This is a genomic window from Alphaproteobacteria bacterium (assembly GCA_026400645.1).
In the GTDB taxonomy this organism is placed as follows: Bacteria; Pseudomonadota; Alphaproteobacteria; order Paracaedibacterales; family CAIULA01; genus JAPLOP01.
Genome location: JAPLOP010000004.1, coordinates 1 through 25,810, shown reverse-complemented (window position 1 = coordinate 25,810; position 25,810 = coordinate 1). Strand labels below are relative to the sequence as shown.

Sequence of the window (25,810 nt, the reverse complement as noted above, 5' to 3'; positions counted from 1 at the left end):
TGCATTGATATAGGATTAAATAAGTTGAGAGCGCTTAAAATGAAAAATATTAAAAATACACTATATAAAGCATCTTTAGACTTTTTTGGATTTTTGGAAATAAATGGGATTAATATCATTGATTTCTAGGCCATTGCCCTGATAACTTCATACTTGTGTAGATGTCTATGGGCTTGACCATAGGGTCCAGAGAAAGAAATTGATCTTTATCAATTGGATCCTCCGGTCAAGCCGGAGGAAAACTACGGTGGGTCCTGTTTTGATACGGCTCTTATGTCGAACTCGGGTTGGCATAATCTCATACTTGTGTAGATACCCATGGGCTTGACCATGGGATCCACAACGGAATACATGGGTCACGGGATGACGTGAGGTGTTATTTGGAAGGGAGCTCATGCTATTTCATTAACCGAATGCCATTGATTTTCGAATTAACATTAACGATTCCTTTACTCTATTTGCGTTATTCTATTAAAAAGCCATACTAAGCGCAAAAAAGTAGATGTCCGAAAAGTTTGTTGAAAATGGAGATATCTCCCTGTGGGTGGAGGATTTTGGGGATGCATCCAACCAAACCGTTTTGCTGATACGGGGAATTGGGGGCAGTGGCGTAGCCTGGAACGTGTCATTTTGTGAAATTTTGGCCGCTAGCGGATATCATGTGATCCGGTACGATCAACGGGATTCAGGTTTATCCAGTTTTGTTAATTATCGCCGAAACCCCTATCGTCTGGCTGACCTGGCAAAGGATGCTATCTGTATTCTTGATTCCTATGGGGTTAAAAAAGCCCACATTGTTGGTATGTCAATGGGTGGTTTTATTTCTCAACTGCTAACCATTCAGTTTCCTCATCGTATTAAAACCTTGACCCTTTTGTCGACGACACTCGATTTCAGGCCACAGCTTCTGGCGGGACTGGGCATCGGAACAGCATGGCTAAGACTTCCGGGACCAAAGCGCAAGACCGTAAGAGATTTAAAATCCATAAGGAATCTAAAAGCTTTAAAGGTCATAAAATCCATTGCATCCCGCCCAACCCCTATTGATCCCGTGGGTTATGAATCTCGAGAGGCTCGTCAATACGTCGAAATAGCAAAAGTTTGCAACGGTGAAAAAACCCCTTTTGATCCAGCGGAATATGCTGAATTAAGGAATGCTATTTATGAACACAGAAGCTCCCATGGGAAATTGACGGCCACATCCAATTTTATTAACCACGGACGTGCCATCCGCAAGGGGCCAATTCATATCCACAGCGAAAGAATACGACGACCAACCATGGTTATTCATGGGTCTCGTGATCCCATTATCCCGGTCAAGCATGCCCGTGCTTTGGCCCGTATCATTCCCAATGCAAAAAGGATCATCATTTATGGGATGGGGCATGTTATCTCAAAACACTATTTCGATGATATTATAACGGGCGCGCTTTTGCATTTCTGGGGCGATCCTTTTTCGGCCGAATTTACATTAAATTATGACAAGAAAAAAGAAACGCGTATTTCGCATTTTTTACACAAACTCCCCCGTAAATTTTGGCATAAAAGACAAGTAAAAGTAGAATAAGATCGGCAATTTTTCATCCCCTGGGATTTTCCTTTTGAAGAAATGACGACTGATACGCTATAGTTCAAGGAACTTCATCCAGCCTTATTTATTTGTGTAACATGCTCGACAAAAATTTCGACCCCAAATCTTTTGAATCCGCTGTTTATCAGAAATCTGAATCCCACTTTGTGGCTGATCCGACATCGCCCCGCCCGCGCTATACCATCATGATGCCGCCCCCGAACGTGACGGGTAGCCTGCATTTGGGGCATGCGCTTACCTATACATTGCAGGATGTTTTGGCTCGATTTAAACGCCAATGCGGGTTTGATGTGCTGTGGCAACCCGGAACAGACCACGCAGGTATCGCAACACAGATGGTTGTGGAACGTGAACTGGCAAAAGATGGCATAACGCGCCAACAATTGGGTCGGGAAAAATTCCTAGAAAAAGTATGGGCATGGAAAGAAACATCCGGTAACACCATTGTGGAACAGCAACGCCGCCTGGGGATTTCCCCAGATTGGGCGCGATCACGATTCACAATGGATGAGGGGCTATCAAAAGCTGTAACTAAAGTGTTTGTGGAGCTCCATAAACAGGGCCTGATATATAAAGACAAAAGACTGGTCAACTGGGATCCTCATTTTAAAACGGCCATTTCTGATGTCGAGGTGATCAATCACGAAACAAAAGGAAGCTTGTGGCACATACGGTATCCCTTTGTTGACAATCCAGAGGATGGCATTGTCGTTGCCACAACGCGCCCAGAAACGTTGTTTGGGGATATGGCGGTTGCCGTTCACCCGGACGACGAACGGTATCAATCGCTGGTTGGAAAATTTGTTCACCTTCCCCTGACCAATCGGATGATCCCCATTATTGCCGACGACTATTGTGACCCAACAAAAGGAAGCGGCGCTGTTAAAATTACTCCGGGTCATGATTTTAACGATTTTGCTGTGGGTCAGCGGCATCAGCTTGAAATTATGAATATTCTGACGGACGATGCGCATTTGAACGATTGTGTCCCTATGGAATTCCAAGGCCTCAATGAAAAGGATGCCCGCGCCAAAGTTCTGTCTCAGCTAGAAGAACAAGAATTGCTGGTTAAAACAGAATCCATCACCCATATGGTTCCTTATGGCGATCGATCGGGTGTGCGTATTCAACCATGGCTGACGGACCAATGGTTTGTGGATGCGAAAACATTGGCGGGTCCCGCCCTTAAAGCCGTGGAGGATGGCCGAACCTGTTTCATGCCGGAACAATGGACGGCAACGTATTATGAATGGCTCCGGAACATCCAACCCTGGTGCATATCACGTCAGTTGTGGTGGGGACATCAAATTCCCGTTTGGTACGGTCCTGATGGCGCTGTTTTTGTGGCTGAAACCGCCCAAGATGCGCAATCCAACGCAACCGCACATTATGGAAAAGACGTTGATCTGACCCGTGATTCAGATGTTTTGGATACGTGGTTTTCATCCGCATTATGGCCATTTTCCACGCTGGGTTGGCCCGATGAAACCCCAGAATTGGCCCGCTATTATCCAACGGATGTATTGGTGACCGGGTTTGATATTATTTTTTTCTGGGTTGCCCGCATGATGATGATGGGTCTTCATTTCATGGGGGATGTGCCTTTTAGAACGGTGTATATCCATGCGTTGGTTCGCGATGAAAAAGGGCAAAAAATGTCCAAATCAAAGGGCAACATTGTTGATCCCCTGTACATCATCGACAAATATGGATCCGATGCGTTGCGTTTCACGCTGGCAGCATTGGCGGCCCCGGGGCGTGATGTTAAATTGGGCGAATCCCGTGTCGAAGGGTATCGAAATTTCATCACAAAGCTTTGGAATTCTGCCCGGTTTTTACAAATGAATGACTGTTCTTTCGATCCAGATTTCGATCCTGATACTGTTCAGTCATCTCTGAATCAATGGATTGTGGCAAAAACCATCGATCTTGGGGCCCAAGTTCATGCATTTTTGGAACACTATCGATATGACTTGGCAGCACAGGCCGTTTATCAATTCCTGTGGGGAACATACTGCGATATTTACGTCGAATGTTTGAAACCCTGCCTGGGCGATGGTGTGCCTGATGATGCCAAGCAGGAAACACGACAAACGGCCACGTGGGTGTTGATGGAGTTTCTTAAGATCGCCCATCCGTTTATTCCATCCATTACGGAACACTTGTGGGCGGAATTTTACCCAACGGCGCCAACGCTTTTGATGGCGACACAATGGCCCATCCACAGGACTGCAAAGACTGATGGGGCAGAAATCAGCTGGGCAATTTCTATCGTCACAGAGGCGCGGTCATTGCGGGGATTGCTCAATATTGCTCCGAATTTAAAAATCCCAATGGTGTTTCATGGGGCAGCGGCAGATTGGACAGTGCTGGAGGGACATCTTTCCTGGGTTTGCCATCTTGCCCGCCTTGGGGAGGTTCAGCAGAGTAAGGTATCAAAGGCCGAGGGCGTTCCCTTTGTCATTGGGGATAACACCTTTTTCTTGAAACTTGGTGGATTGATTGATTTGCCGGCGGCGCATGCGATTCTAACGAACAAGCAAGCAACCCTATCCAAGGAGCTGCAGCATCTTGATAAAAAGCTACAAAACACAGCCTATAAACAAGCCAAACCCGATCAATGGCAAGACGATGTAGATCTGTGTGGCGTGAAACAACAGGAAGTCAGCAAACTACAATTTATTCTGGAGAATTGGCAGGGATAATAGAGCAGCTTGCTTGGTTCGGCATTCAAGTAATCTCCATCAAGTGTGGGCCTTCGGTCCACAATAAAAATGTGCGAATGCTGCGATTTTGATAAAGGGCCCGCAAGGCATTGGCATATTTTTTAAGCTGATCTCGGTAAACATTCGAAACATCCTCCGTCCTCAGCGGGGGATTGGGGGTTGTTTTGTAATCAAGAATATAAATAGTATCCGGATCAATACACAGTCGATCAATCTGCAGTCGATCAATCCGACCCTCAAAACCGGCACCCGCAATCTGTACCTCGGCCAATGATTGATCCCCAAAAAATAGATGATAATCCGGATGCGTGATGATCGCGACAACCTTGTCAATGTCATCCTCCAGCAAAAGATGGGCTTGCTTTTGACGGCGAACCAAGGCTTCGGCCACTTGGTATAAATCGCGCCCCTGGCATTTGGGAAGGATTTCGAACAGCTTATGAATGAGTATTCCTCGCTGTCTTGGGTTGTCGTGTTTTTCTGTGTGATCAATAGAGAGATATATTTCTGGATGGCCACACTCGCTCCGCTCGTTCGCCATGACGTCATGGCGAGGAGGACGAAGTCCGATGGGACCATCCACATCCTTCTGTTTATTAATTTTGTGGGAAATACCCCCTTCAAAAAGCCACTCAGGTACAGACAACACAGGGATGATCAATTCTTTTTCTGTCCCAGTATCAGTTCCCCCAGAATCTGTTTCCATAGTCCGATACTGCCACCCACCGTCGGCCATCGGCTCCCCCAGAATTTTCAACGATTCTCGAACAACGTCATACCATGATTCCTCCGTATTTTTCTTTTCCGATCCGAAAATGTACAAACGATCCTGAGGGCGGGTGAGGGCCACATATAACAAACGACGATGCTCCTCCTCCAATTTTTCCAACGCATCATCCTTCATCTGACGAATGCCATCCGTTTCTTGACTTTGGCTTGGTTTTAACAAAAATAGGAATGGCTCGTCCAGCCATAAAAACGGCTCCTTTATCAAGGTTATCTTGTCTGTGCTATCCGCAATGATCACAATCGGCGCTTGCAGACCCTTTGATCCATGAACGGTCATAACGCGTATTTGGTTCAGGGAAACAGACGATAAATTCCGCTTTACCTGTGTTTCTAGTGTGCTTATATACTGAATAAACGTTTGCAGAATGGGGTTTTTTTGAACACCGAACGTAAATGCCATTTGCAGAAATTCATTGAGAATATCCTGGCAATCCTCCCCCAGGCGGGCGATAAAATACCCCGTCGTTTGGTGTAGAATGCTCTGGTATAGGGAATGGGGGGTTTCAACATCAGCCCTGGCTAATAAGGCGCTCAAAAAATCATAAGCGTTTTGAAAACGGGCAGCATTAGTCGTCAGTGATTGCCAAAGACTACCGGGCCGTTCATGACAAAGCACGAATAAATCCTCCTCCGTTATGCCCATCCCCGCGTTAATCAGGGGGCTTTTTAAAACACAGGCCAAGCTGTAATCATCATCCGGCAAACATAAAAACCGGCCAAGGGCAATCAGGTCCTGCACAGCAATATGATTACGCAACAAAAGGCGATCGACGCCCGCGACGGGGATGTCCATCCTTTTCAATTGTTGCAATAAAAGGGGAATCAGTTCCGATCGTTTCCGAACCAGGATCAGGATATCCTTTGGCTGAATTCGGTGTTTTGTGCTGGGCAAAACATCGTGCGAATCAAGTAAGGCCTTAATTTTTTGGGCGATTTGTACGGCCAATCTGGAAACCTGAGAATTCGCCTCCAGCTGCAGTATGGGAAGGGGCCACGGCTCAATTTCTGCCTTTTCTGCCTCCTCTGACAGGGGAATCAGGGGTTGTAGTTCCACCACGCCGGGATCCTGATCCCGATAGGCCGCATGGGTAATCCTCTCCTCAAAAAAACAAACACCCTTTGGGTACCGATCAAACACATGATCAACAAGGGCCAAAATTGCTGGCGTCGTCCGATATGAGATTTGCAAATCTACGACGCGCCAATGTTGATCCAGGGCATTGATTTGTTCCTGGAAAAAAGGCCGCAAGCTAGCAAATAATTTCGGCTTGGCCCCCTGAAAACTATAAATAGACTGTTTAATATCCCCAACGATAAATAAAGTACGACGCGGCTGATCCCGGGATAAAAGCGCACCCACCAATAAATGAATAATGTGCCATTGATCGGGGCTGGTGTCTTGGGCTTCGTCCACCAGAATATGATCCAGGAGGTGACCATCCTTGAACACTTTGCGCGCTCCATCCCCCCGCAGGAAAGACCCTGTCATGGCTATCAGATCCTCAAAATCCAGAAAGCCATATTGGCGTTTTTCGTCCGCATAACCCTGAAAAATCGCTTGGGCTAATTCAATAAATGCCAGGGTCGTATCGATAATTGCTTTGTTTTTTTGGTTTTGAATGGCGGCGAAAAGCCGGTCAGCCTCTCGGACCATGGCCTCATAAAGGATGGGATGGTTGGTCCGAATCGCTTTACTTGCCAGCGTTTTTCGAATTTGCCCATCTTTGGTCAGGAAAATGGCACTGTGATCCACTCCGAATTCCAGGGATTTCTGCAAAAGGGTCGCATTGTTTTGATCGGTCGCTGTTCCACTTTCAGCCAAGACTTTACAAACTTGTCCCCAAATTGGATGGCCTAGGGTAGGGTCGTTTTGTGCCAAATCATCATATTTCAAATGCGCGGCCAAAACTTTTTTGTATGAATCAGGTTCGGGATATCGTGACAAAAATCGACCAAATTGCCCCCGTTGATTTTGCAGACTTTGAAGAAGCTCCTCAAACCTGAAATCAGACATTCGCCGGACAACATATTCTAACGAGGGGGGGTTCCTCTCGAGAACCGCATGTTGCGCTTTGCTCAAAAGCCGGGTGGCCTCCTCTTCGTCAAGGATGGTGGACCCTGGATCAATTCCAGCCTCTAGGGGGAAACTTTTCAATAAATCCTGGCAAAAGCTGTGGATTGTTTGGATCTTGACACCTTCAACCGAATTAAGCGTTTGAAGAAACAATCCCTTGGCACGATTGACTGTATCCTCGTCGGGCACACAACCCAACAGGGCCGACAGATCCAAAAGCACAGAATCTGTATCTGCAATGGCCCAGCCTTGCAACTTTGCCAACAGGCGTTCATGCATTTCAATCGCGGCCGCTTTTGTAAATGTGAGGCACAGGATGCTATCCGGGCTGAATCCACGCAGCAGTATCTTTAAAAAACGATCGATCAGAACCTTTGTTTTTCCGGTACCCGCAGAGGCCCCAACCCAACAACTGATTGTGGGATCGCTGGCTAGGTGTTGGGGTGATGTTGATTCTTGTGCCATTGGATATTTTTTTGGAAAATGATATTATTCTAACCTCAGTTCGACGTAACTTCCTGCCAAAACCCTTATTGCACCTAGTGTCTTAAGGCCTGGATGGTCCCATCGGGCTTCGCCCTACTCGTACAGGACGTCATGGCGAACGAACGAAGAGAGTGTGGCCATCCAGGAAACACTGATCCATAATTCATAAAACACAATCAGTTCATCGGCCTTTTGCCACATGCCCATTAATCAAACGTTCCTGTACATCGACGATCGCAAGGGATGCCATATTGACGATGCTTCTGACCGGGGCGGATGCCGTCAAAATGTGGGCCGTGTTGTTGACCCCCATCAGAATGGGTCCGATGCTAAGCTGGCTCCCAAATGCCTTGGCCATATTATAGGCAATATTGGCAGCCTCTATGTTCGGCATGATCAAAAGGTTCGCTGCTCCCTGAAGGCGGGAATTGGGAAAAATCTTCTGACGAATATCGGGGCAAAGGGCCACATCCGCATGCATTTCCCCTTCCACCTCTAAATCAGGGGCTTCCTTTTGCAATAAAGCCAGGGCCCGTTGCATTTTTCGGGCTGATTCGGAACGGGATGACCCAAAATTCGAATGGGAAACCAGTGCCACCTTTGGCACCAAACCAAAACGACGTACTTGTTGGGCCGACAATAATGTCATCGCAACCAATTGTTCTGCTGTTGGGTCAATGTTCACATAGGGGTCACAAATGAACAGGGGGCCGCTATCCAAAACCAACGGACACAGTGACGCACATTGGCCAAATTCCGGATTAACGCCCAGGATTTTTTTGATGTGCCGAAAATGATCAACATAACGTCCGATTGTCCCGCAAATCATTGCATCTGCATCACCCAAGTGAACCATCAGCGCCGCAATGATTGTTGTGTTTGTGCGGACAAGGGCTTTAGCCACATCGGGCGAAATCCCCTTGCGTTCCACAAGGTGATGATAGGTTGTCCAGTATGTGTGATACCGGGGATCATGATTGGGATCGACAACGTCGAAATCCTCCCCCTGCACCAATCGCAGGCTCAGCGTTGTAATACGACGTGCGATAATATCGGGGCGACCCACCAGGATTGGTTTTCCCATACCCTCGTCACACAATATTTGCGCCGCTTGCAGGACGCGCTCGTCTTCGCCTTCGGCAAGGACCAATCGAATCGGTCTGTCTGCTTTCTTTTTGGCCTGGGCGAAAACGGGTCGCATAACCAGGCTTGATTGACATCCAAACGCATTCAGGGATTCGCGATACGCCGCCATGTCTTTGATGGGACGTGTGGCAACGCCTGTTTCCATGGCGGCTTCGGCTACGGCATAGGCGACCTCTACCAGCAAGCGGGGATCAAATGGTTTCGGAATGATGTGATCGGGGCCGAATCGATGGATTTCGCCATTGTATGCTTTGGACACAACATCGGAGCTTTCGGCCCGGGCCAATTTTGCAATCGCATGAACGCACGCGATTTTCATGGCTTGGTTGATGACCGTTGCCCCAACGTCTAAGGCTCCGCGGAACATATATGGAAAACACAGAACATTATTGACCTGGTTTGGAAAATCGGAACGGCCCGTTGCAATAATTGCATCCGCACGAACGGATTGCACAGCGGTTGGTAAAATTTCGGGTTCTGGGTTGGCTAGGGCCAAAATCAACGGGTTGGGGGCCATCGTTCGAACCATTTCGGGGGTCACAACACCAGCTTTGGAAACGCCCAAGAAAACATCGGCACCATCCATGGCATCGGCTAATGTTCGATGGGGGGTGTCTTGTGTATAAAGCAGTTTGCTGTTGTCCAGGGAGTCTTTGCGTTCTTTATGAAGCACGCCCTTGCTATCGCAAACGATCACGTTTTCACGTTTCATGCCAAGATCAAGCAAAAGATCCAGACAAGCCATAGCCGCTGCGCCAGCACCAGATGTGACCAGCCGAACCGATTCGATTTTTTTTCCAATCAGTTGCAGGCCGTTCAATATGGCGGCCCCAACAATGATCGCGGTTCCGTGCTGATCATCGTGAAAAACGGGAATCTTAAGTTTTTCTTTGAGTTTTCTTTCGATATAAAAACATTCTGGGGCCTTGATATCCTCCAGATTAATCCCACCAAAGGTTGGTTCCAGTGATGCGATGATATCTACCAAACGATCGGGATCATTTTCGCTGATTTCGATATCAAACGCGTCAACACCGGCGAATTTCTTAAAAAGAACCGCTTTCCCCTCCATAACGGGTTTGGCAGCCAAGGGGCCAATATCGCCCAAACCAAGGACAGCTGTTCCATTGGTGATAACGGCTATTAAATTGGATCGTGATGTCAGTTCTGCCGCCTGCGATGGGTCATCGGCAATCAGACGACAAGGTTCGGCAACGCCGGGCGTATACGCCAAAAGCATGTCATGATTATCCGCCAACGGTTTCGTTGGGGTGACGGATATTTTTCCATGGGGTTTTTTTCGATGATAATCGAGGGATTGATTGTAGACGTCGCGGGGCATAAAGAATAAACCAAAGCAGTTAAGAGTCACCGGTGCAAACAGAATATCACACCGGTGATGGTCTTGGAAACTATCCTTTTGTTTTGGCTTCTAGTGATTTTTTCAAAAGTTCAGCATCTGCTTTTTTCTGTTCTTCTGTTTTTTCGACCAGGGGTTTGCCCTCCATATCGAATTTTTTAACAGTGACGTCTTTGCGCAGACCTTCGATCACTTTTCCGGCTTGTTCAATGGACAACAAACGAACAATCTCGCCTTTGACTTCTTCCAACTGTGGTGGCTCTACCGGGCGCTTGTCTTCTACGCGCACAACGCTAAAGCCCATCTCTCCCAAATTAACGGGTTCTGGCAAAAGCGTTGCCTTGGCCGCTTTAAAGACAGCTTCGCCAAATTCCTTTGGTAGGTCTGCTTTTTTAACGTATCCAAGATCACCGCCACTTACCTTTGTTTGGTCATCGGCTGACTTTGTTTTGGCGATTTCGTCAAACTTTCCGCCGGACTTTAATTCTTTCATGATCTCATCGGCTTCTTTCTTTGTTTTCACGAGGATATGACGCAACCGAATTTCCATTTCGTCCTTTGGTAACAATTTGAGCAGCTCTGTGTATTTATCCTTAACCATTTCGGCTGTAATAAGCTTTGCAACCTCTTTATCAAGATAACCTTTTTGAATCAGAGCATTCTTAGCCTCGTCCATTTTCTTCAAAACAGCCGAATCCTTGTCTAGACCGTCTTTACGGGCCACCTCAGAAATCAATTTCATGTCAATCATTCTGTTGAGGAGCGGTTCGTAAATTTTATCAAATGGCGCTGCCCGTAACTGGGGGGGTAGTGTTTTGACGCTGTCCTTAATTTGACCAAGGGTAACTTTTTCACCATTGGTAAACTCAGCAACCACCATGGCAGAATCTAGCTTTTCTACATCAACCGATGGCTTTTCGTCTTTTTTGGGGCCATCTTTTTTGGCTTCGTCTTCTTGTGCTTTCTTTTCAGCATCAGTTTTCTCAACCAAAGGCTTGCCATCCAGACCGAACTTTTTAACGTTGGCGTCTTTTCGGATCTTTTCGATCACCTTAACAGCAAATTCAGGGGCAACAGCTTTTTGAATATCTGCCTTTACCTCTTCAAACTTTGGTGGATCTACCGGACGTTTCTCATCAACACGCAATACGCTATAGCCCATTTCGCCCATGCTGATTGGTTCGGAAACAAGTGCACCCTTTGCCGTTTTAAATACAGAATCAGCGGCTTCTTTTGGCAAGTCCCCTTTGCGCACAAAACCCAATTCCCCGCCTATATCTTTTGTTTGTGGATCAATGGATTTCGATTTAGCCATCTCTTCAAATTTTTTGCCTGACTTTAGATCTTTTAGAACGACTTCAGCTTCTTGTTTTGTCTTGACCAAAATGTGGCTCAGCTTAACTTCTATTTGGCCCTGGGGCATCATTTTAAGCAGTTCTTGATATTTTTCCTGCAGGGTAGAATCTGTGATCAGTTTTGCAATTTCCTTATCAAGGTATCCTTTTTGAACAAGGGCTTCTTGTGCTTCTGCGATCCGCTTTGTAACATCCGAATCTTTGTCCAGGCCAGCCTTGATAGAGGCATCCAAAACCAACTTCATATCAACAAGGCGGTTCAAAAGGGCCTCGTAAACCTTGTCCAAGGCAACATCTTTAAGTTGAGGTGGCAAAGTTTTATAGCTGTCCAGAACCTGCCCTAGGGTGACTTTTGTGCCGTCTGGAAATTCACCAACTACTTTGGTGGCATCAAGTTTGTCTGGGGTTTTTTGAGCCTCTGCGGCAACAGGGGTCAGGGTAGCAATTTTCGGTTCATCGGCAACACTAAGGGAGGTCGACAAAGCCAAAACCAACGCCAGGCGTGTAGCAAGGGCAACCGTAGAGATGCGGGTCATAAAAGAATCCTTTATAAAAAACGTTACTTTTTGAGTACGATAAAATGCAGAATTTATCAAGCCTTTAGACGTCATTATCCTCCTTTTTGAGCGGAAAAACGAAAACGTCTGGAAAGTTTCTGTTTTTTTCTGTACTCTATATCTTACATGTAAGGTCACTTTACTAGATTTCCAGTTTTTATTTTACATTTTTTTTCGTAACGTTTTGTACCACACAGTTATTTCTTGAGGATTCGTGATGTTTTCTAGTGCGCTTAAAAAAATATTTGGCTCTGCAAATGATCGAGTCGTTAAAAAATATGAAAAGGTTGCAAGACAGATTGGCGAACTAGAGCCATCTCTGGTTTCTTTAACGGATGCACAACTTCAGGAACGCACCGGTTGGTTCAAGGAACGTCTAAAAAATGGGGAAACGGTTGATGATATTTTGGTGGAGGCTTTTGCCACCGTCAGAGAAGCCTCGAAACGCGTTCTTGGATTGCGGCCATTTGATGTCCAATTGATTGGTGGTCAAGTTCTGCATCATTGCATGATTGCCGAAATGAAAACTGGCGAGGGGAAAACGTTAGTTGCGACCCTTCCTGTTTATCTGAATGCCTTAACGGGGCAGGGGGTTCACCTTGTTACAATCAATGATTATTTGGCCAAACGCGATTCCGAATGGATGGGGGCAATCTATGAATTTTTGGGCCTTAAGGTCGGTTGCATTGTGCATGGCCTGAGCGATTCCCAAAGGCGTGAAGCTTACGCGGCCGACGTGACATATGGAACAAACCATGAATTTGGGTTTGACTATTTGCGCGATAATATGAAATTCCGCATGGACGATATGGTCATGCGACCCTTTCATTATGCGCTTGTTGATGAAGTAGACAGTATTTTGATTGATGAAGCCAGGACGCCATTGATTATTTCTGGCCCCGCTGAAAATTCATCCACATTGTATGCAAACATTGATGAACTGATTCCTTTTTTGACGGCGGATGACTTTGAAAAGGATGAAAAACAGCGGTCTGTAACCTTGACAGAGCCTGGCGTTGAAAAGCTTGAAAGTCTTTTGTTTGAACGGGGATTAATCACAGGAAGCGGCCTTTATGATGTTCAAAACATCAATATTGTCCATCATGTGAATTCAGCTTTGCGTGCCCATAAAATATATGCCCGTGACGTGGATTACATTGTTAAGGATGATCAGGTTATCCTGATTGATGAATTCACAGGACGCATGATGGAGGGGCGCCGCTATTCTGATGGCCTGCATCAGGCATTAGAAGCAAAAGAACATGTCACAATTGAAATGGAAAACCAGACGCTGGCGTCTATTACATACCAAAACTTTTTCAGGCTCTATCCAAAGATAGCCGGCATGTCCGGATCATCCGTTACAGAAGCCGCTGAGTTCGAAGAAATTTACAATCTGCGTGCGATCGAGGTTCCGCCGAACGTGCATGTGGCGCGTATTGATGGTGATGACGAGGTTTATTTAACAGCGAAAGAGAAATACGATGCAGTTCTTGGTCAAATCAAGGAATGCCATGCCCGTAAGCAGCCGGTATTAGTTGGAACCACCAGCATTGAAAAATCTGAATTTTTTTCTGCCTTTTTGCAAAAGGAGAAAATACCGTTCCAGGTTTTAAACGCGCGTTACCATGAACAAGAGGCCCTAATCATTGCTGATGCGGGTTGTTCGGGGGCGATTACGATTGCAACCAATATGGCTGGTCGTGGTACCGACATCAAGCTGGGTGGTAATTTGGAAATGCGCATTCAAAAAGACGTTGGCGTTGCTGAATCCGGTCGTGATCGTGATAAAAAAATTGAAAAAATCAAGGAAGAGATCGCGGCAGATCAAAAAGTTGTTTTGGAAGCCGGTGGCCTTTATGTCATCGGAACAGAACGGCATGAAAGCCGGCGCATCGACAACCAGCTGCGGGGACGATCCGGTCGCCAGGGGGATCCGGGTGCATCCAAATTCTTTATATCCCTGGAGGATGATTTGATGCGGATTTTTGGATCCGAACGGTTGGATTCTATGCTTCGAAAGCTTGGTGTCCAAGAAGGGGAAGCAATTTCCCATGGGTGGATCAGCAAAGCGCTAGAGCGTGCCCAACAAAAGGTCGAGGCCCGTAACTTTGATATCCGTAAACACCTGCTTCGTTATGATGATGTGATGAACGATCAACGCAAAATCGTTTACGAACAAAGGCGGGAATTGATGCAGGCTGAAGATATCTCTGAGATGGTTCAGGAAATCAAAGAAGAAATCATTGAAACGTGTGTTAAAATTCATATCCCCGAGAATTCCATGCCAGAACAATGGAATCTCGACGGACTCCATGCCGAAGGGATGCGGTTGTTTGCTTTAAACCTGCCCGTTAAGGACTGGGCTGACGAGGATGGCCTGTCAGAGGCTGAGATCACCAAAAGAATCACGCGATTGGCCGACCAACACAGTGCAGAAAAAGAAGAGAAATATGGGCACGACATGATTCGCTTTGGCGAAAAGAGCCTGCTGCTTCGGTTGCTTGATCAATCATGGAAAGATCATTTGTTAAGCCTGGATCATTTGCGTCAGGGGATTAACCTTCGGGCATATGCGCAAAGCAATCCATTGAATGAATACAAGCGCGAAGCCTTTAATCTTTTCCAGGTGATGATGGGCCGATTGAAAGAGGAATTCATTTCCGTTCTGTCCCATTTTGAATTGCAAATTCCAGCGGATCGTACGGTTGAAAGCGTTCTAACGCCTAGTGTTGATTTTAGTGGCCTGGATGAGTTAACCCCCGATATTGATGGGGGATGGTCAAAAGAAGAGTCCGCGATTGAAGAACTGGCCGCACGTCCAGCCAAAGCAAGAAAAAAATCTGTCGCAGAGCACGACCCCAAAGATCCGGCAACATGGGGGCGGGTCCTTCGGAATTCCTTGTGTCCGTGTGGGTCTGACAAAAAATATAAAAATTGCCATGGAAGCTTTAAATAGGGGTAAGCCATTCCAATTTTGGGCAATGCGTTAACTAGTTGTTGTTAAGGAAACTTTCAGGTATCGTATTAAGTATGAAAACACATTCTTTTAGTTCGCGTACACACGCACCAACCATAAGTTTTATGCCGCCGAAAACGATCGTTTTGGTGGGCTTGATGGGATGCGGGAAAACAAGTATTGGGCGCCGTTTGGCCAAGCGCCTTGAATTGTCCTTTTATGATTCCGATCATGAAGTAGAAGCAGCAGCAGGTTGCCCCATAAAAGAGATTTATACCATCTATGGAGAAGAAGCCCTGCGGAGCGGCGAACATAAGGTGATCATGCGCTTGCTTGATTTACCGACGCACATTCTGGCAACCGGAGGCGGTTCATTCCTGAACGAGGAAACCAGAGGAGCAATCAAAGAAAAAACGATTTCAGTTTGGTTGAATGCGGATTTGGATACCCTCGTTGCGCGCGTTTCACGCCGAAGCGATCGACCGCTGCTGGCTGATGGAAATCATCGCGAAGTTTTGGAGGCCTTAATCGCTGAAAGGTATCCCGTTTATTCGGAATCCGATATTCATATTGAAACCCTGGACGAACCAACAAATACTACAGTAGAGCGTGTTATACAGGGGATTAGTGATTTTGTTCGCCTGCATTACCCTCACAGTTATGTTTTAAAGTCAGTTTGATACCAGATTCATTCAGGCGACTGACCTATTGTCCCACCAACCAACAGCATCATGTTGTGGTTGGGCAGGGTCTGCTGGAAAAATGTGCGGAATTAATCTTGCCGTTTTTGCGGGCTAAAAAAATTATCATCGTTATCGACCAGTGCCTTTTGTCTGACTACAGGCAGCCGCTGCTGGACCAATTCGCCGCCCTAAACATCCAAGCCCATATCATTCCCATTCAGGGTGGTGAACAAAGCAAAACCATTGCTACACTTGATGCTCTTGTCGCGGAAATCGTTCAGTTTGCTGACCGACAAACCGCCATCCTTGCAATCGGTGGGGGAGTCATTGGCGATTTAGTTGGTTTTGTCGCCAGTATTTTGTTGCGTGGTCTTGACTGGTTTTTTATCCCAACAACATTGATTGCCCAAGTCGATAGCGCGATTGGTGGAAAAACAGGGATCAACCTAAAAAGTGGCAAAAACCTTTTGGGCAGCTTTCATTTTTCAACGGTTGTGATAACAGATGTCGATTTATTGCGAACGTTGCCAATTTCCCACATCCGGTCAGGATTTTCCGAACTTATCAAGCATGCCTTGATACAGGATCTGGGTCTTTTCGAAAGATTAGAAAATGCCAATCCGGGGCTTTTAAATGATTTTGATGCCCTGCACCCCCTTGTTTATGAAAGTTCTTTGTTAAAGATCGATATCATTGGCGATGATTGGTTCGAAACTCAAAAAGGGACGCGGTGTTTCTTGAATCTTGGCCATACATTCGCCCATGGGTTCGAGGGGCTGGATGGGCTGCAAGGGGGGCTGCTGCATGGCGAGGCTGTGGCACTTGGGATCTGCGCAGCCTATGATTTGGCAGCGTGCAATAATTTTTGCTCACATGCCGATGCTGCCAGAGTCAGAGATCTGTTAGTTCGTTTTGGTTTGCCTGTAAATTACCACGATTATTTGCCACCCGTGGAAAACCAAGCGCATTTCATCGGGTATCTACAAAAAGACAAAAAGAACCAGCACGGACAAATTGCGTTTATCTTGCCGCGCGGCATTGGAAAAGGATGTCTGGTGCATCCCATGACAGCCGATGCTGTTGTGGATTTTTTATGGCGTTCCCGGCGGGATTCGAACCCACGGCCTCAGGATTAGGAATCCTGCGCTCTATCCGGCTGAGCTACGGGAACACGTTTGACTTGTATCCTAGGTCATTTTGTGGTTGCTGTCCATCGTCATGACGGATGCGCCTGCGTAATCCAAGACATTGTTCACGTTGCAAACAAGTCACAGCATAGAATCAAAAATCATCATCATGCACGTGATTTTCGTATTATAACGAACCAGGGAATGTCACGCTATATATGTATAGAAATTAATAGATTTTATGGAGAGAATGTAATGAAGAAAGTATTACTGGCAACCTTATTAACTGGAATATCCGCCCATGCAGTCCACGCAGAATCATTCAATGGTTTTTACCTGGGGGCGCAAACCGGATATACGCAACGAACCGCAACCTTTGGATTGTCAGAAGATTACACAGGGCCTGGCGCAGTCGCCAATTACATCAATAATGCGTCAAGCAAGCAAAAAAAGAACGGTATGATGTATGGCGTAATGGGTGGATACGGCCAGAACATGAGTGGCTATTATTTGGGCCTAGAAGCCACCGTTCACGATGACAACACAAGTACGCCGAATCAATACAAAGCAGCATCACCTAGCGACAATCAGTCGTGGTCCTTTAAAGGAAGTTACAAGCGCGGATTGGCCTTTGGAATGGGACCAAGGTTCGGCGCTGTTTTTTGTGATTCATGGTTGGCTTATGGAAAAGTCATGGTGGAATACAGTCGCGATAAGATCGAACACCACTATGTTGGGGATACCGGCTATGCACCCAGTCAGAATTTCATAAAAAGCCAAAACACTTTTGTGGTTGTCCCTGGTCTTGGGATCGAAAAAAGTTATGGCGCCATTTCTGCTCGCTTAGAATACAATTATAACTTTGGCGCAAAAATGTCCCAAGCAGGTTCATACGGAGCCGGGACAGCTGCTTCCACCGATAGGCAAAATGTAAAATACAACGCCCATACTATTAAAATTGGCGTGTCTTATAATTTTTAAGCCCCAGCTCGACGACCCTATGGTCAAGCCATAGGGAGACTTGTTTTTGCTGGGGTTTTGTTGGCTTATTATATCGAACTCAGATTTAAGCGTTAATTTTTACCAAAATCCCTCAGGCTCTTGATCTGGGGGATTTTATACCTACATGCATGGGGGCGTTAGGTCATTGTCAATAAATCCTCATGAGCTCGGGACGCCTTTCGGATTGGGTCGTCGGGCTTTTGCCTTAGACAAAACGACACCCTCCGGTGTTATTGCGGATCATGTTTAAAACTTCCTGACGCAGCTGGGGATCTGTTTTTAGCACGCCCGTAACCCTGGATGTGATCATGGTTGCCCCGGCTTTGTGAACGCCCCGCGTTGTCATGCAGCTGTGGACAGCCTCAATCACGACGGCAACGCCCAAAGGTCGCAGAACGGAATCGATTGTGTCGGCTATTTCGGCCGTTAGTTTTTCTTGAATTTGCAACCTTTTGGCAAACAAATCAACAACCCTGGCCAATTTGCTGATGCCAACGATGCGCTTGTCAGGAAGGTAGGCAACGTGGGCAACGCCTACCATGGGGGCCATGTGGTGTTCGCAAAAGGATTCGAATCGAATATCACGCAGCAGAACGATTTCGTCATAACCGGAGGCTTCCTCGAAGGTTTTTTGCAAATAATCGCTGGGGTCAATGCCGTATCCGGAAAAATATTCAGCGAACGCCCGTGTTACCCGATCGGGTGTTTCTCGTAACCCTTCGCGATCGGGGTTGTCGCCAGCCCAGGCAATCAAGGTTCTGACGGCTTGTTCGGCTTCTTTTTTTGTTGGTGATGCTGTCATGGTTTCCGAATTTCTTTGATGGTATTATCAAGGGAAAATCCTATCACAATGATGCGGGGAATCAATAGCCTATCTTTTTGCTGTTAATCCAAATTTTTTTATATTGAAATCTTGTCAGTATTGCTATAGTGACGACTAGATATGCGAATTCATGTGACCGGGCTTAAAAGGACTTTGGTGATTTATGGCTGAAAAATTTGACGAATTTTTGGAAGAGATCGAAGGCGATATCCGACAAGAAAAGCTGCAAAAGCTTTGGAAAGACTATGGCAAAATTGTCATTGGCGTGGCTATTGCTGTTCTGGCTTTTGCCAACGGTTATATGATCTGGCAAAATCACAAGGTCAAGCAGAATGAATTGATATCAGAACATTTTGTGGGCGCGCAGCAGCTTTTAGAAGACGGCAAACTGAACGAAGCCGTTGGTGTTATGGACGCGTTATCAAAACGTTCCCACAAAGGGTATGCTTTTCTGGCGCAATTTGTTTCGGCTGCCGCCCTGGCAAAGGATGGAACTGCTGAAAATATTGCAAAGGCAAAAGAAACTTATCGGTTGATTGCAAACGACAAAAGTATTGATCGGATTTTTTGTGACCTGGCTAGTATTTTTTGGGTCAACCTGGAAAGTGATACTATTAAGTCAACGCAAAAAGGTGAACTGAAGCAATGTCTTGACATTCTGGAGCCTTTGCTTCATAAGGATAACCCATGGCGCTGTTTGGCTATGGAGACAAAATCATTGCTTTTGTACAAAAATGGCCAGATTTCTGAAGCCGTAGACCTGTTCACGGCTTTGGCCCAGGATCCAAAGGCATCCGAACAAATGCGAGAGAGGGCACGTCTCATGTCGCAAAGCCTAGCCGGACAAGTAGTCGCAAAATAGAAAGAAATTGGTGAGAAAAACTGGTGTATAATTTTCTGCGAAATAAAATTTCCTTATTAGGTTTGGCGGGCTTTATCAGCCTTGTCATTTTGTCTGGCTGTGACATGAAAGACAAAACTCCTCTGTCGGGAGAGAGAGAATCTTTCGTTACTCTGGATCAGTCGTTGCAGGCCAATCCCAAACTTTTGCATCAGCCCGTAACGGTTCCGCCGGCCATAACCAACACAAGTTGGGCGCAAGCGGGTGGTAACCCAAGTCATTCCATGCCCCCCTTGACACTTCCTGGAAAATTGGAAAAGGCATGGCGCGTTGGTATTGGATCCGGATCGTATGATGGCTTGCGGTTGTTATCGAACATCGTCGTTGATCATGGTGTTGCTTATGGAATGGATTCCACGGGTGTGATTTCAGCCGTTGATACACAAAAGGGCGAGGTTATCTGGAAACAGGAAACGAAACCAGAGGACAGTAATTCCGATGCCCTGGGTGGGGGGGTTGTTTTTGGTGGGGGTGTTTTATATGCCTCCACATCGTTTGGGGAAGTCATTTCTTTGGATCCGAAAACGGGCAAGGTTTTATGGCAAACAAAGATCGCCTGTCCCATTCGCGTTGCGCCAACTGTAAAAGATGGCCGCGTTTTTGTTGTGACCATTAATAATGAAACTTATGCGCTTGATGCAAAAACAGGAAGTCATCTGTGGATGCATGCTGGTATCACCGAACAGGCAGCCTTGTTGGGTGGGGCAAATCCGGCCGTTGTTGATCACATGGTTATTGTGGCCTATTCGTCCGGCGAGATTTATGCTCTGCAGGTTGAAAATGGACACGTTCTGTGGACCGATACATTAACATCGGCCCTTAGGATCGATACCGTTTCTAGTATCCCCCACATTAAGGCCCGTCCCGTTGTTGACGGTGGACAAGTTTTCACAATCAGTCACGGTGGTCGCATGACAGCGATTGATATCAAAACAGGGGCACGTCAATGGCAGGTAGAAATTGGCGGCGTGCGCACGCCAGCTGTTGCGGGGAACTGGTTATTCGTCTTGACAAGCCAAGGGGATGTCGTTTGTTTGGATCGTCATACGGGTGAAATTCGTTGGGCGTCTGCTTCGTTGCCAAAACTGGCCGAATCCGACAAAACGGCCATTTCATGGGCGGGTCCTGTTGTTGTCAATGCAGACCTTGCGTTCAGCGGATCCAACGGAGAGGTGATGTTTTTAAACAGCGCCGATGGAAAGGTCACGAAGACGTTGACGTTTGAGGGGGCGGGTCTGTTTTCCCCCATAGTAGTTGATAAAACATTGTACATTTTAACGGATCAAGCTGATTTACATGCCTGGAAATAACGCCTCTATACCTGATGGGCATATCCCGACAATTGCGATCGTTGGCCGCCCGAACGTCGGAAAATCAACGCTGTTTAATCGGCTTGTTGGGTACCGACGCGCGTTGGTCCATGATCAACCTGGTGTAACCCGCGATCGCCGCGAGGAGCTTGCCGAATTCGGGGGATTAACATTTACTATTGTCGATACACCTGGTCTGATGGATTCGACTACCCAAAAGGATAACCCCCTGTTGGCAGAGGGGATGAAGCAACAAACAATACAAGCCATACACCAGGCCGATGTTATATTGTTTGTGATCGACGGCAAGGATGGTTGCACGTCCTATGAAAAGGAATTGGCGACTATATTGCGTCGTCATAGCAAGCCTATTTTGGTGTTGGTCAATAAAACAGAAAGCAAACGCGGCCAGGATGGCATTGCGGAGGCGATTGGTCTTGGCCTGGGCGACGTGATTCCGATTGCAGCGGAGCATGGTTTGGGCATGGCTGATTTGGTTCAGGCTTTATACCCGTATTTCCCTCCCCTGACGATGGACGATGATGACGATCAGTATTGGGAAGACTTTAAAAAATCCGATAAAAATGAACCCATCATTGAAAAACCCTTAAAGCTGGCGATCATTGGGCGTCCGAACGTTGGTAAATCAACGCTTGTGAACAGTTTCCTGGGTGAAGATCGTCAATTAACCGCTGATATGCCCGGGGTTACGCGGGATTCCATCACCCTGGATTGGATATACAAAAATCGGAAAATTCATCTGATTGATACGGCTGGCATACGTCGGCAATGTCGTGTTCAGGAATCATTGGAAAAACTTGCCGTTATGGATGCAACGCGCACCATTCAATATGCTGAAATGGTTGTCTTGGTTATTGATGCCTCGACCGACGCAGAGCATTTAATTGAAAAGCAAGATCTAAGCCTGGCGTCGGATGTTATCGAGGAAGGGCGCGGTCTTATCCTGGCCCTGAATAAATGGGACAAGGTCAAAGACAAGGAAAAGCTTTTTGATCACATCCAGCATCAATTAAATCATCACTTGACCCAGGCGCGTGACATCGCGTGTGTGCCGATTTCGGCGCTTCAAAAGGATAATCTGGACGATTTGATGAATGCCGTTCTGGCAACGGACAAGAATTGGAATCAGAAATTTTCGACAAGTCAGATGAACCAGTGGCTGCAGTTTACCGTTACGGCGCATCCGCCACCGACCGTATCAGGGCGTCGTATTCGTTTGAAATACATGACCCAGGCCAAAACGCGTCCACCGACTTTTTTGATTTTTTGCAGCAAGGCAACAGAGGTTCCAGATTCCTATAAACGGTATTTGGTGAATTCCATGCGAAAAGATTTTAAGCTTCCTGGGGTTCCGATACGAATTTCTTTCCGCAGCAGTAAAAATCCGTACGCGTAGGGTGGTAATACTTTAGAATGGGCATAAGGGGATGTGATATGTCAATTTTTTGTAAAAATGCTTTCCTGTTTTTTGTTGTTTTCATGGGGCAGTTTGCTGAGGCTCGATCCCCAGCGGAACAAAGGTACATCACACCAGACCGGCTTATTGTCTATCCGAAACATGATGGACGATCGGCCCGGGATTCCCTTATCCAGGAAATCAACCAAGCGACAGAGACTATTCAAATGTCAGCGTATCAGATCAAAGATACGGCGATCGTTGATTCCCTGATAGGTCGTGCCAAAAGCGGGGTCACGGTTGAGCTTGTTGTGGAAGAAGATCCTTATCGACATGATTTTAACAAAGATAATAGTCAAAAATCCCAAGTGAAACGTTTGCTGGATGCAGGCGTTCGTGTTTATGGACGTCCCCTCAACCTGAAGGAAAGATATCCAACCGGCCATTATCATGCGCGCTATATTCTGATTGATTCAAAGCGTTTTATCATTACTACGGGAAACTTTGATGAAACAACGTTTGATCACTGTCGTGATTTTGCGGTTGCTTTTAGCAAAAAAGATCATCCGGGGGAATTTTCACTTCTTGAAAGACTTTTTGAGAAAGATGCCCATAACGAACTTTTTCCTGACATGCCCCCCCTGTCTTCTGTCATTATTGGCCCCGATCATAACAGGGAAAAAATTATTGCCTTTTTAAGGACAGCGCAAAAAACGATTAAGCTATATCAGCAATATTTAAATGATCCTGAAATTGTAAAGGTCATAGGGCGGCTTATAAAAGAAAAGGGCATAAAGGTTGATGTGATTATCATGCCCTATCCAATAGGGTATGATAAGCAGGATCCTAATGCTGTATCGCAAGACCAATTAAAGGCTGCGGGTGCAGATGTGCGGTTGATTTTGGATCTTTATGCGCATGCGCGAGCTGTTATTGTTGATGATCGATATGCTTTTGTTGGTACGACAAGTTTGTCACCCCCGTGTCTTGATAACAATCGAGAGGTCAATCTTTTAATTCAGGGTCCCATTGTGGAAAAAATGGTGGAAATATTTGAGGACGATCAGCAACAAGCGGTTTCTCTGGAAGAGGGGCGAAAAAAAGCCCTAGAAACACGGCGAGATTGGAATCTTGTATCGCCGCAGTCAAATTAGAGTTTTTGTGAGAAAATATCCTTGTTGAGAATGCAAGGCCCTGGATGGCCACGTTCGCTCTGCTCACTCGCCATGACATCATTATCGTCATGGCGAGGAGGACGAAGTCCGACGTGGCCATCCAGAGCCTTGCTTCCAAATTAAAATGAGTATGATGATGAGCCTGCCCAAAAAAACACAATACTATCGCAAAGACATAACAATCCTTGTGCTTATTTTTACAATCCTGTTTTGTTTTCAGCTGGGCAATCGCCCCTTTGCCACTCCTGACGAGGCACGATACGTAGAAATTCCGCGTGAAATGGTGGCAACCGGCGATTATGTAACGCCGCGCCTGAATGGGGTAAAATATTTTGAAAAGCCCCCCTTGCTCTATTGGCTAGAGGCTGCAAGTATTAAAACGTTCGGCCTGCACGAGGGGGTCATGCGCCTTTGGCTTGTTGTGTTTGCTGTTATCGGTTGTCTTGCGACCTATGCGTTTGGGCGGTCATGCTTTGATCGAACAACGGGTATTACGGCGTCCCTTGTTTTGGGGGGGTCGGTTCTTTATTTTAGCCTGGGGCGTCTTATCACGCTGGATATGCCGGTCAGCATTCTTGTGACGCTTTCTTTGTACAGTTTTTATCGTGCCATTGAATCATCTGCTGGACCCAAACGACGAGCATGGTATTCCGCATTCGCTGCATCTTGCGCCCTTGGTGTGTTGACAAAGGGTGTTATGGCCCTAGCGGTTCCTGGCCCTGTGATCCTGATATGGCTGACCCTGGCACGGCAATGGCATCGCGTTCTGCCGGCCTATATCCCAACTGCGCTTTTGATATTTTTGGCGATTACAGCCCCGTGGCACATTTTGGTCAGCCTTAAGAATCCTGAATTTGCACACAAATATTTCATTGTGGAGCATTTTTTGCGTTACACCACAACGGTGCATCTTCGGTATCAGCCGATGTGGTTTTTTATCCCCATTTTGATTGTTGGATTTTTGCCCTGGACGGCCTTTGTCCCGGCGGCATTGGTGCGTGCGTATCGGGATCGCGCACATTCTGTGAACAGTTTCTTGTTGATTTGGATTGGCTGGGTATTTGTATTTTTCTCGATCTCTAACTCAAAGCTGATTCCCTATATTTTGCCCCTGTTTCCCCCGGTTGCGTTGCTCATCGGGCGTGTGGTTGGCGGCCTGTGGCAAAAAAAACAAACCAGCCCCCGGATTTTTTATGGCGTTGGTATCACCCTTTTAATTGGCAGTTTGGCCGGATCCATTGCCCCGTATGTTGATCAAACCCTTTTGATTGGAAAGGAATTCTTGGTTCCCTATATCGATCTTCTTCGGGGGACTTTCTTTGTGTCAGGACTGTTTATTGTTCTTGCCATCCGGCGGCACAGGATGTCGCAAAAAACTATACTCGCCGCCATTTTTGGTGTTAGCGCTGTTGTGGCTGTGGTTTTGATATTTGCCTCTCCCCACATTCAGCGGCCATCCATAAAACCATTGGTTGATACTTTTCTTTTGCAAAAACAACCCGGCGATAAAATCGTTAGCTTTTTGTCGTATTATCAGGACTTGCCCGTCTATAGCCAGCAAACCGTTGTTGTTGTTGAGGCGAAGGGGGAGCTTGAATTTGGAACCCTTGTGGAGGATACACGTTCCTGGATGATGCCGGAATCATCATTTTTGGAATTGTGGCAGAAACAGAAAATTTGGGCCGTGGGGCGGAAAACAGCGTTGGATCAATTTTGTCAACGACAGCCCGATTTCAAGTGTACTATCATCAAACAAGACAACGGAAATGTCTTGTTTACTCAACCGAACTGATCATCATGCACAGCCCCATTCTTTGTATTGAATCAATCAGCAAAACTTTTCAAGGCAGCCAAGAATCCGTCCTAAAAGATATCTCCCTGATCCGTCCTAAAAGATATCTCCCTGACTGTTGAAAGCGGGACAATTCTTGGAATCATCGGAAAAAGTGGCGCTGGGAAAAGCACCTTGCTCCGGTGTCTTAATGGATTGGAAACGCCCGATGATGGTCATATCTTTTTTTGGGGCAATGATCTGACGCAGATGACTGATGATGCGTTGTGTCAGGTTCGTCAAAAGATCGGGTTTATTTTTCAATCGTTTAATTTGCTCAGCCGGCGGACAGTTTTTGAAAATGTGGCTCTTCCCCTAGAGCTCCTTGGTTTGGATGCGGCTGAATATCAGCAGCGCATCACCAAAACTCTCGATCGGGTGGGGCTGTACTCCAAGCGCGATTCATACCCAAGTCAGCTTAGTGGGGGGCAACGTCAACGCGTTGCTATTGCGCGCGCATTGGTCACGGAATCGCAGTTGCTTTTGTGTGATGAATTT

The 25,810-nt window shown here is 46.5% G+C and carries 15 protein-coding genes and 1 tRNA gene; 11 read left to right on the top strand and 5 right to left on the bottom strand.

All coding sequences use genetic code 11. The features are described 5' to 3' along the window. Positions 1-502 precede the first annotated feature (502 nt). Positions 503-1,567: an alpha/beta hydrolase gene (locus tag NTX76_00465; protein ID MCX7337745.1), complete on the top strand. Its 1,065-nt coding sequence runs from the start codon at positions 503-505 to the stop codon at positions 1,565-1,567. 101 nt (positions 1,568-1,668) lie between these two features. After that, positions 1,669-4,296: a valine--tRNA ligase gene (locus tag NTX76_00460; GenBank protein ID MCX7337744.1), complete on the top strand. Its 2,628-nt coding sequence runs from the start codon at positions 1,669-1,671 to the stop codon at positions 4,294-4,296. Positions 4,297-4,321: 25 nt separating this feature from the next. Here the strand turns inward: NTX76_00460 and addA are convergent, their stop codons facing one another. From addA to NTX76_00445, 3 genes are all read right to left on the bottom strand, one after another. Next, positions 4,322-7,645, bottom strand: coding sequence for a double-strand break repair helicase AddA (addA, locus tag NTX76_00455; GenBank protein MCX7337743.1), 3,324 nt, complete (start codon positions 7,643-7,645; stop codon positions 4,322-4,324). A gap of 202 nt (positions 7,646-7,847) precedes the next feature. Continuing rightward, positions 7,848-10,154, bottom strand: coding sequence for an NADP-dependent malic enzyme (locus NTX76_00450; protein ID MCX7337742.1), 2,307 nt, complete (start codon positions 10,152-10,154; stop codon positions 7,848-7,850). A gap of 70 nt (positions 10,155-10,224) precedes the next feature. After that, a complete protein-coding gene (locus NTX76_00445) occupies positions 10,225-12,063 on the bottom strand; it encodes a peptidylprolyl isomerase (protein MCX7337741.1) in 1,839 nt (612 codons plus the stop codon). 238 nt (positions 12,064-12,301) lie between these two features. On the opposite strand from NTX76_00445, the gene secA reads away from it, so the two are divergent. Both secA and NTX76_00435 read left to right on the top strand, forming a co-directional pair. Beyond that, a complete protein-coding gene (gene secA, locus NTX76_00440) occupies positions 12,302-15,043 on the top strand; it encodes a preprotein translocase subunit SecA (protein MCX7337740.1) in 2,742 nt (913 codons plus the stop codon). 74 nt (positions 15,044-15,117) lie between these two features. After that, complete coding sequence (locus NTX76_00435; GenBank protein MCX7337739.1) at positions 15,118-15,723, top strand: shikimate kinase; 606 nt, start codon at positions 15,118-15,120, stop codon at positions 15,721-15,723. 1,097 nt (positions 15,724-16,820) lie between these two features. Here NTX76_00435 and NTX76_00430 read toward each other — a convergent pair. After that, positions 16,821-16,897, bottom strand: a tRNA-Arg gene (locus NTX76_00430). A 211-nt stretch (positions 16,898-17,108) separates the two neighbouring features. Between NTX76_00430 and NTX76_00425 the strand changes: the two genes are divergently transcribed. After that, a complete protein-coding gene (locus tag NTX76_00425; GenBank protein ID MCX7337738.1) occupies positions 17,109-17,834 on the top strand; it encodes an outer membrane beta-barrel protein in 726 nt (241 codons plus the stop codon). 226 nt (positions 17,835-18,060) lie between these two features. Here NTX76_00425 and folE read toward each other — a convergent pair whose 3' ends face one another. Then, a complete protein-coding gene (gene folE / locus NTX76_00420) occupies positions 18,061-18,657 on the bottom strand; it encodes a GTP cyclohydrolase I FolE (protein MCX7337737.1) in 597 nt (198 codons plus the stop codon). Positions 18,658-18,841: 184 nt separating this feature from the next. Between folE and NTX76_00415 the strand changes: the two genes are divergently transcribed. The 6 genes from NTX76_00415 to NTX76_00390 form a co-directional block, all read left to right on the top strand. Beyond that, entirely contained in the window at positions 18,842-19,540 is a 699-nt protein-coding gene (locus NTX76_00415) for a tetratricopeptide repeat protein (protein MCX7337736.1), read from the top strand. Positions 19,541-19,644: 104 nt separating this feature from the next. Then, positions 19,645-20,889 (top strand): PQQ-binding-like beta-propeller repeat protein, encoded by a 1,245-nt coding sequence (locus NTX76_00410; protein ID MCX7337735.1) that lies wholly within the window; start codon positions 19,645-19,647, stop codon positions 20,887-20,889. Beyond that, positions 20,876-22,306, top strand: coding sequence for a ribosome biogenesis GTPase Der (gene der, locus NTX76_00405; protein ID MCX7337734.1), 1,431 nt, complete (start codon positions 20,876-20,878; stop codon positions 22,304-22,306). Before NTX76_00410 ends, der begins: the two co-directional genes overlap by 14 nt. A 38-nt stretch (positions 22,307-22,344) precedes the next feature. Beyond that, on the top strand, positions 22,345-23,460 hold the full coding sequence (locus NTX76_00400; protein MCX7337733.1) for a phospholipase D-like domain-containing protein: 1,116 nt from the start codon (positions 22,345-22,347) through the stop codon (positions 23,458-23,460). A gap of 151 nt (positions 23,461-23,611) precedes the next feature. Then, on the top strand, positions 23,612-25,273 hold the full coding sequence (locus NTX76_00395; GenBank protein MCX7337732.1) for a glycosyltransferase family 39 protein: 1,662 nt from the start codon (positions 23,612-23,614) through the stop codon (positions 25,271-25,273). A gap of 105 nt (positions 25,274-25,378) precedes the next feature. Then, positions 25,379-25,810 (top strand): ATP-binding cassette domain-containing protein (locus NTX76_00390; protein ID MCX7337731.1); only part of this gene is annotated, 432 nt, incomplete at its 3' end.

What these genes read in the sequence shown, in the direction of transcription:
- NTX76_00465 (MCX7337745.1), top strand. Translation starts at nt 503, where the DNA reads ATGTCCGAAAAGTTTGTTGAAAATGGAGATATCTCCCTGTGGGTGGAG.
- NTX76_00460 (MCX7337744.1), top strand. Translation starts at nt 1,669, where the DNA reads ATGCTCGACAAAAATTTCGACCCCAAATCTTTTGAATCCGCTGTTTAT.
- addA (MCX7337743.1), bottom strand. Translation starts at nt 7,645, where the DNA reads ATGGCACAAGAATCAACATCACCCCAACACCTAGCCAGCGATCCCACA.
- NTX76_00450 (MCX7337742.1), bottom strand. Translation starts at nt 10,154, where the DNA reads ATGCCCCGCGACGTCTACAATCAATCCCTCGATTATCATCGAAAAAAA.
- NTX76_00445 (MCX7337741.1), bottom strand. Translation starts at nt 12,063, where the DNA reads ATGACCCGCATCTCTACGGTTGCCCTTGCTACACGCCTGGCGTTGGTT.
- secA (MCX7337740.1), top strand. Translation starts at nt 12,302, where the DNA reads ATGTTTTCTAGTGCGCTTAAAAAAATATTTGGCTCTGCAAATGATCGA.
- NTX76_00435 (MCX7337739.1), top strand. Translation starts at nt 15,118, where the DNA reads ATGAAAACACATTCTTTTAGTTCGCGTACACACGCACCAACCATAAGT.
- NTX76_00425 (MCX7337738.1), top strand. Translation starts at nt 17,109, where the DNA reads ATGAAGAAAGTATTACTGGCAACCTTATTAACTGGAATATCCGCCCAT.
- folE (MCX7337737.1), bottom strand. Translation starts at nt 18,657, where the DNA reads ATGACAGCATCACCAACAAAAAAAGAAGCCGAACAAGCCGTCAGAACC.
- NTX76_00415 (MCX7337736.1), top strand. Translation starts at nt 18,842, where the DNA reads ATGGCTGAAAAATTTGACGAATTTTTGGAAGAGATCGAAGGCGATATC.
- NTX76_00410 (MCX7337735.1), top strand. Translation starts at nt 19,645, where the DNA reads ATGAAAGACAAAACTCCTCTGTCGGGAGAGAGAGAATCTTTCGTTACT.
- der (MCX7337734.1), top strand. Translation starts at nt 20,876, where the DNA reads ATGCCTGGAAATAACGCCTCTATACCTGATGGGCATATCCCGACAATT.
- NTX76_00400 (MCX7337733.1), top strand. Translation starts at nt 22,345, where the DNA reads ATGTCAATTTTTTGTAAAAATGCTTTCCTGTTTTTTGTTGTTTTCATG.
- NTX76_00395 (MCX7337732.1), top strand. Translation starts at nt 23,612, where the DNA reads ATGATGATGAGCCTGCCCAAAAAAACACAATACTATCGCAAAGACATA.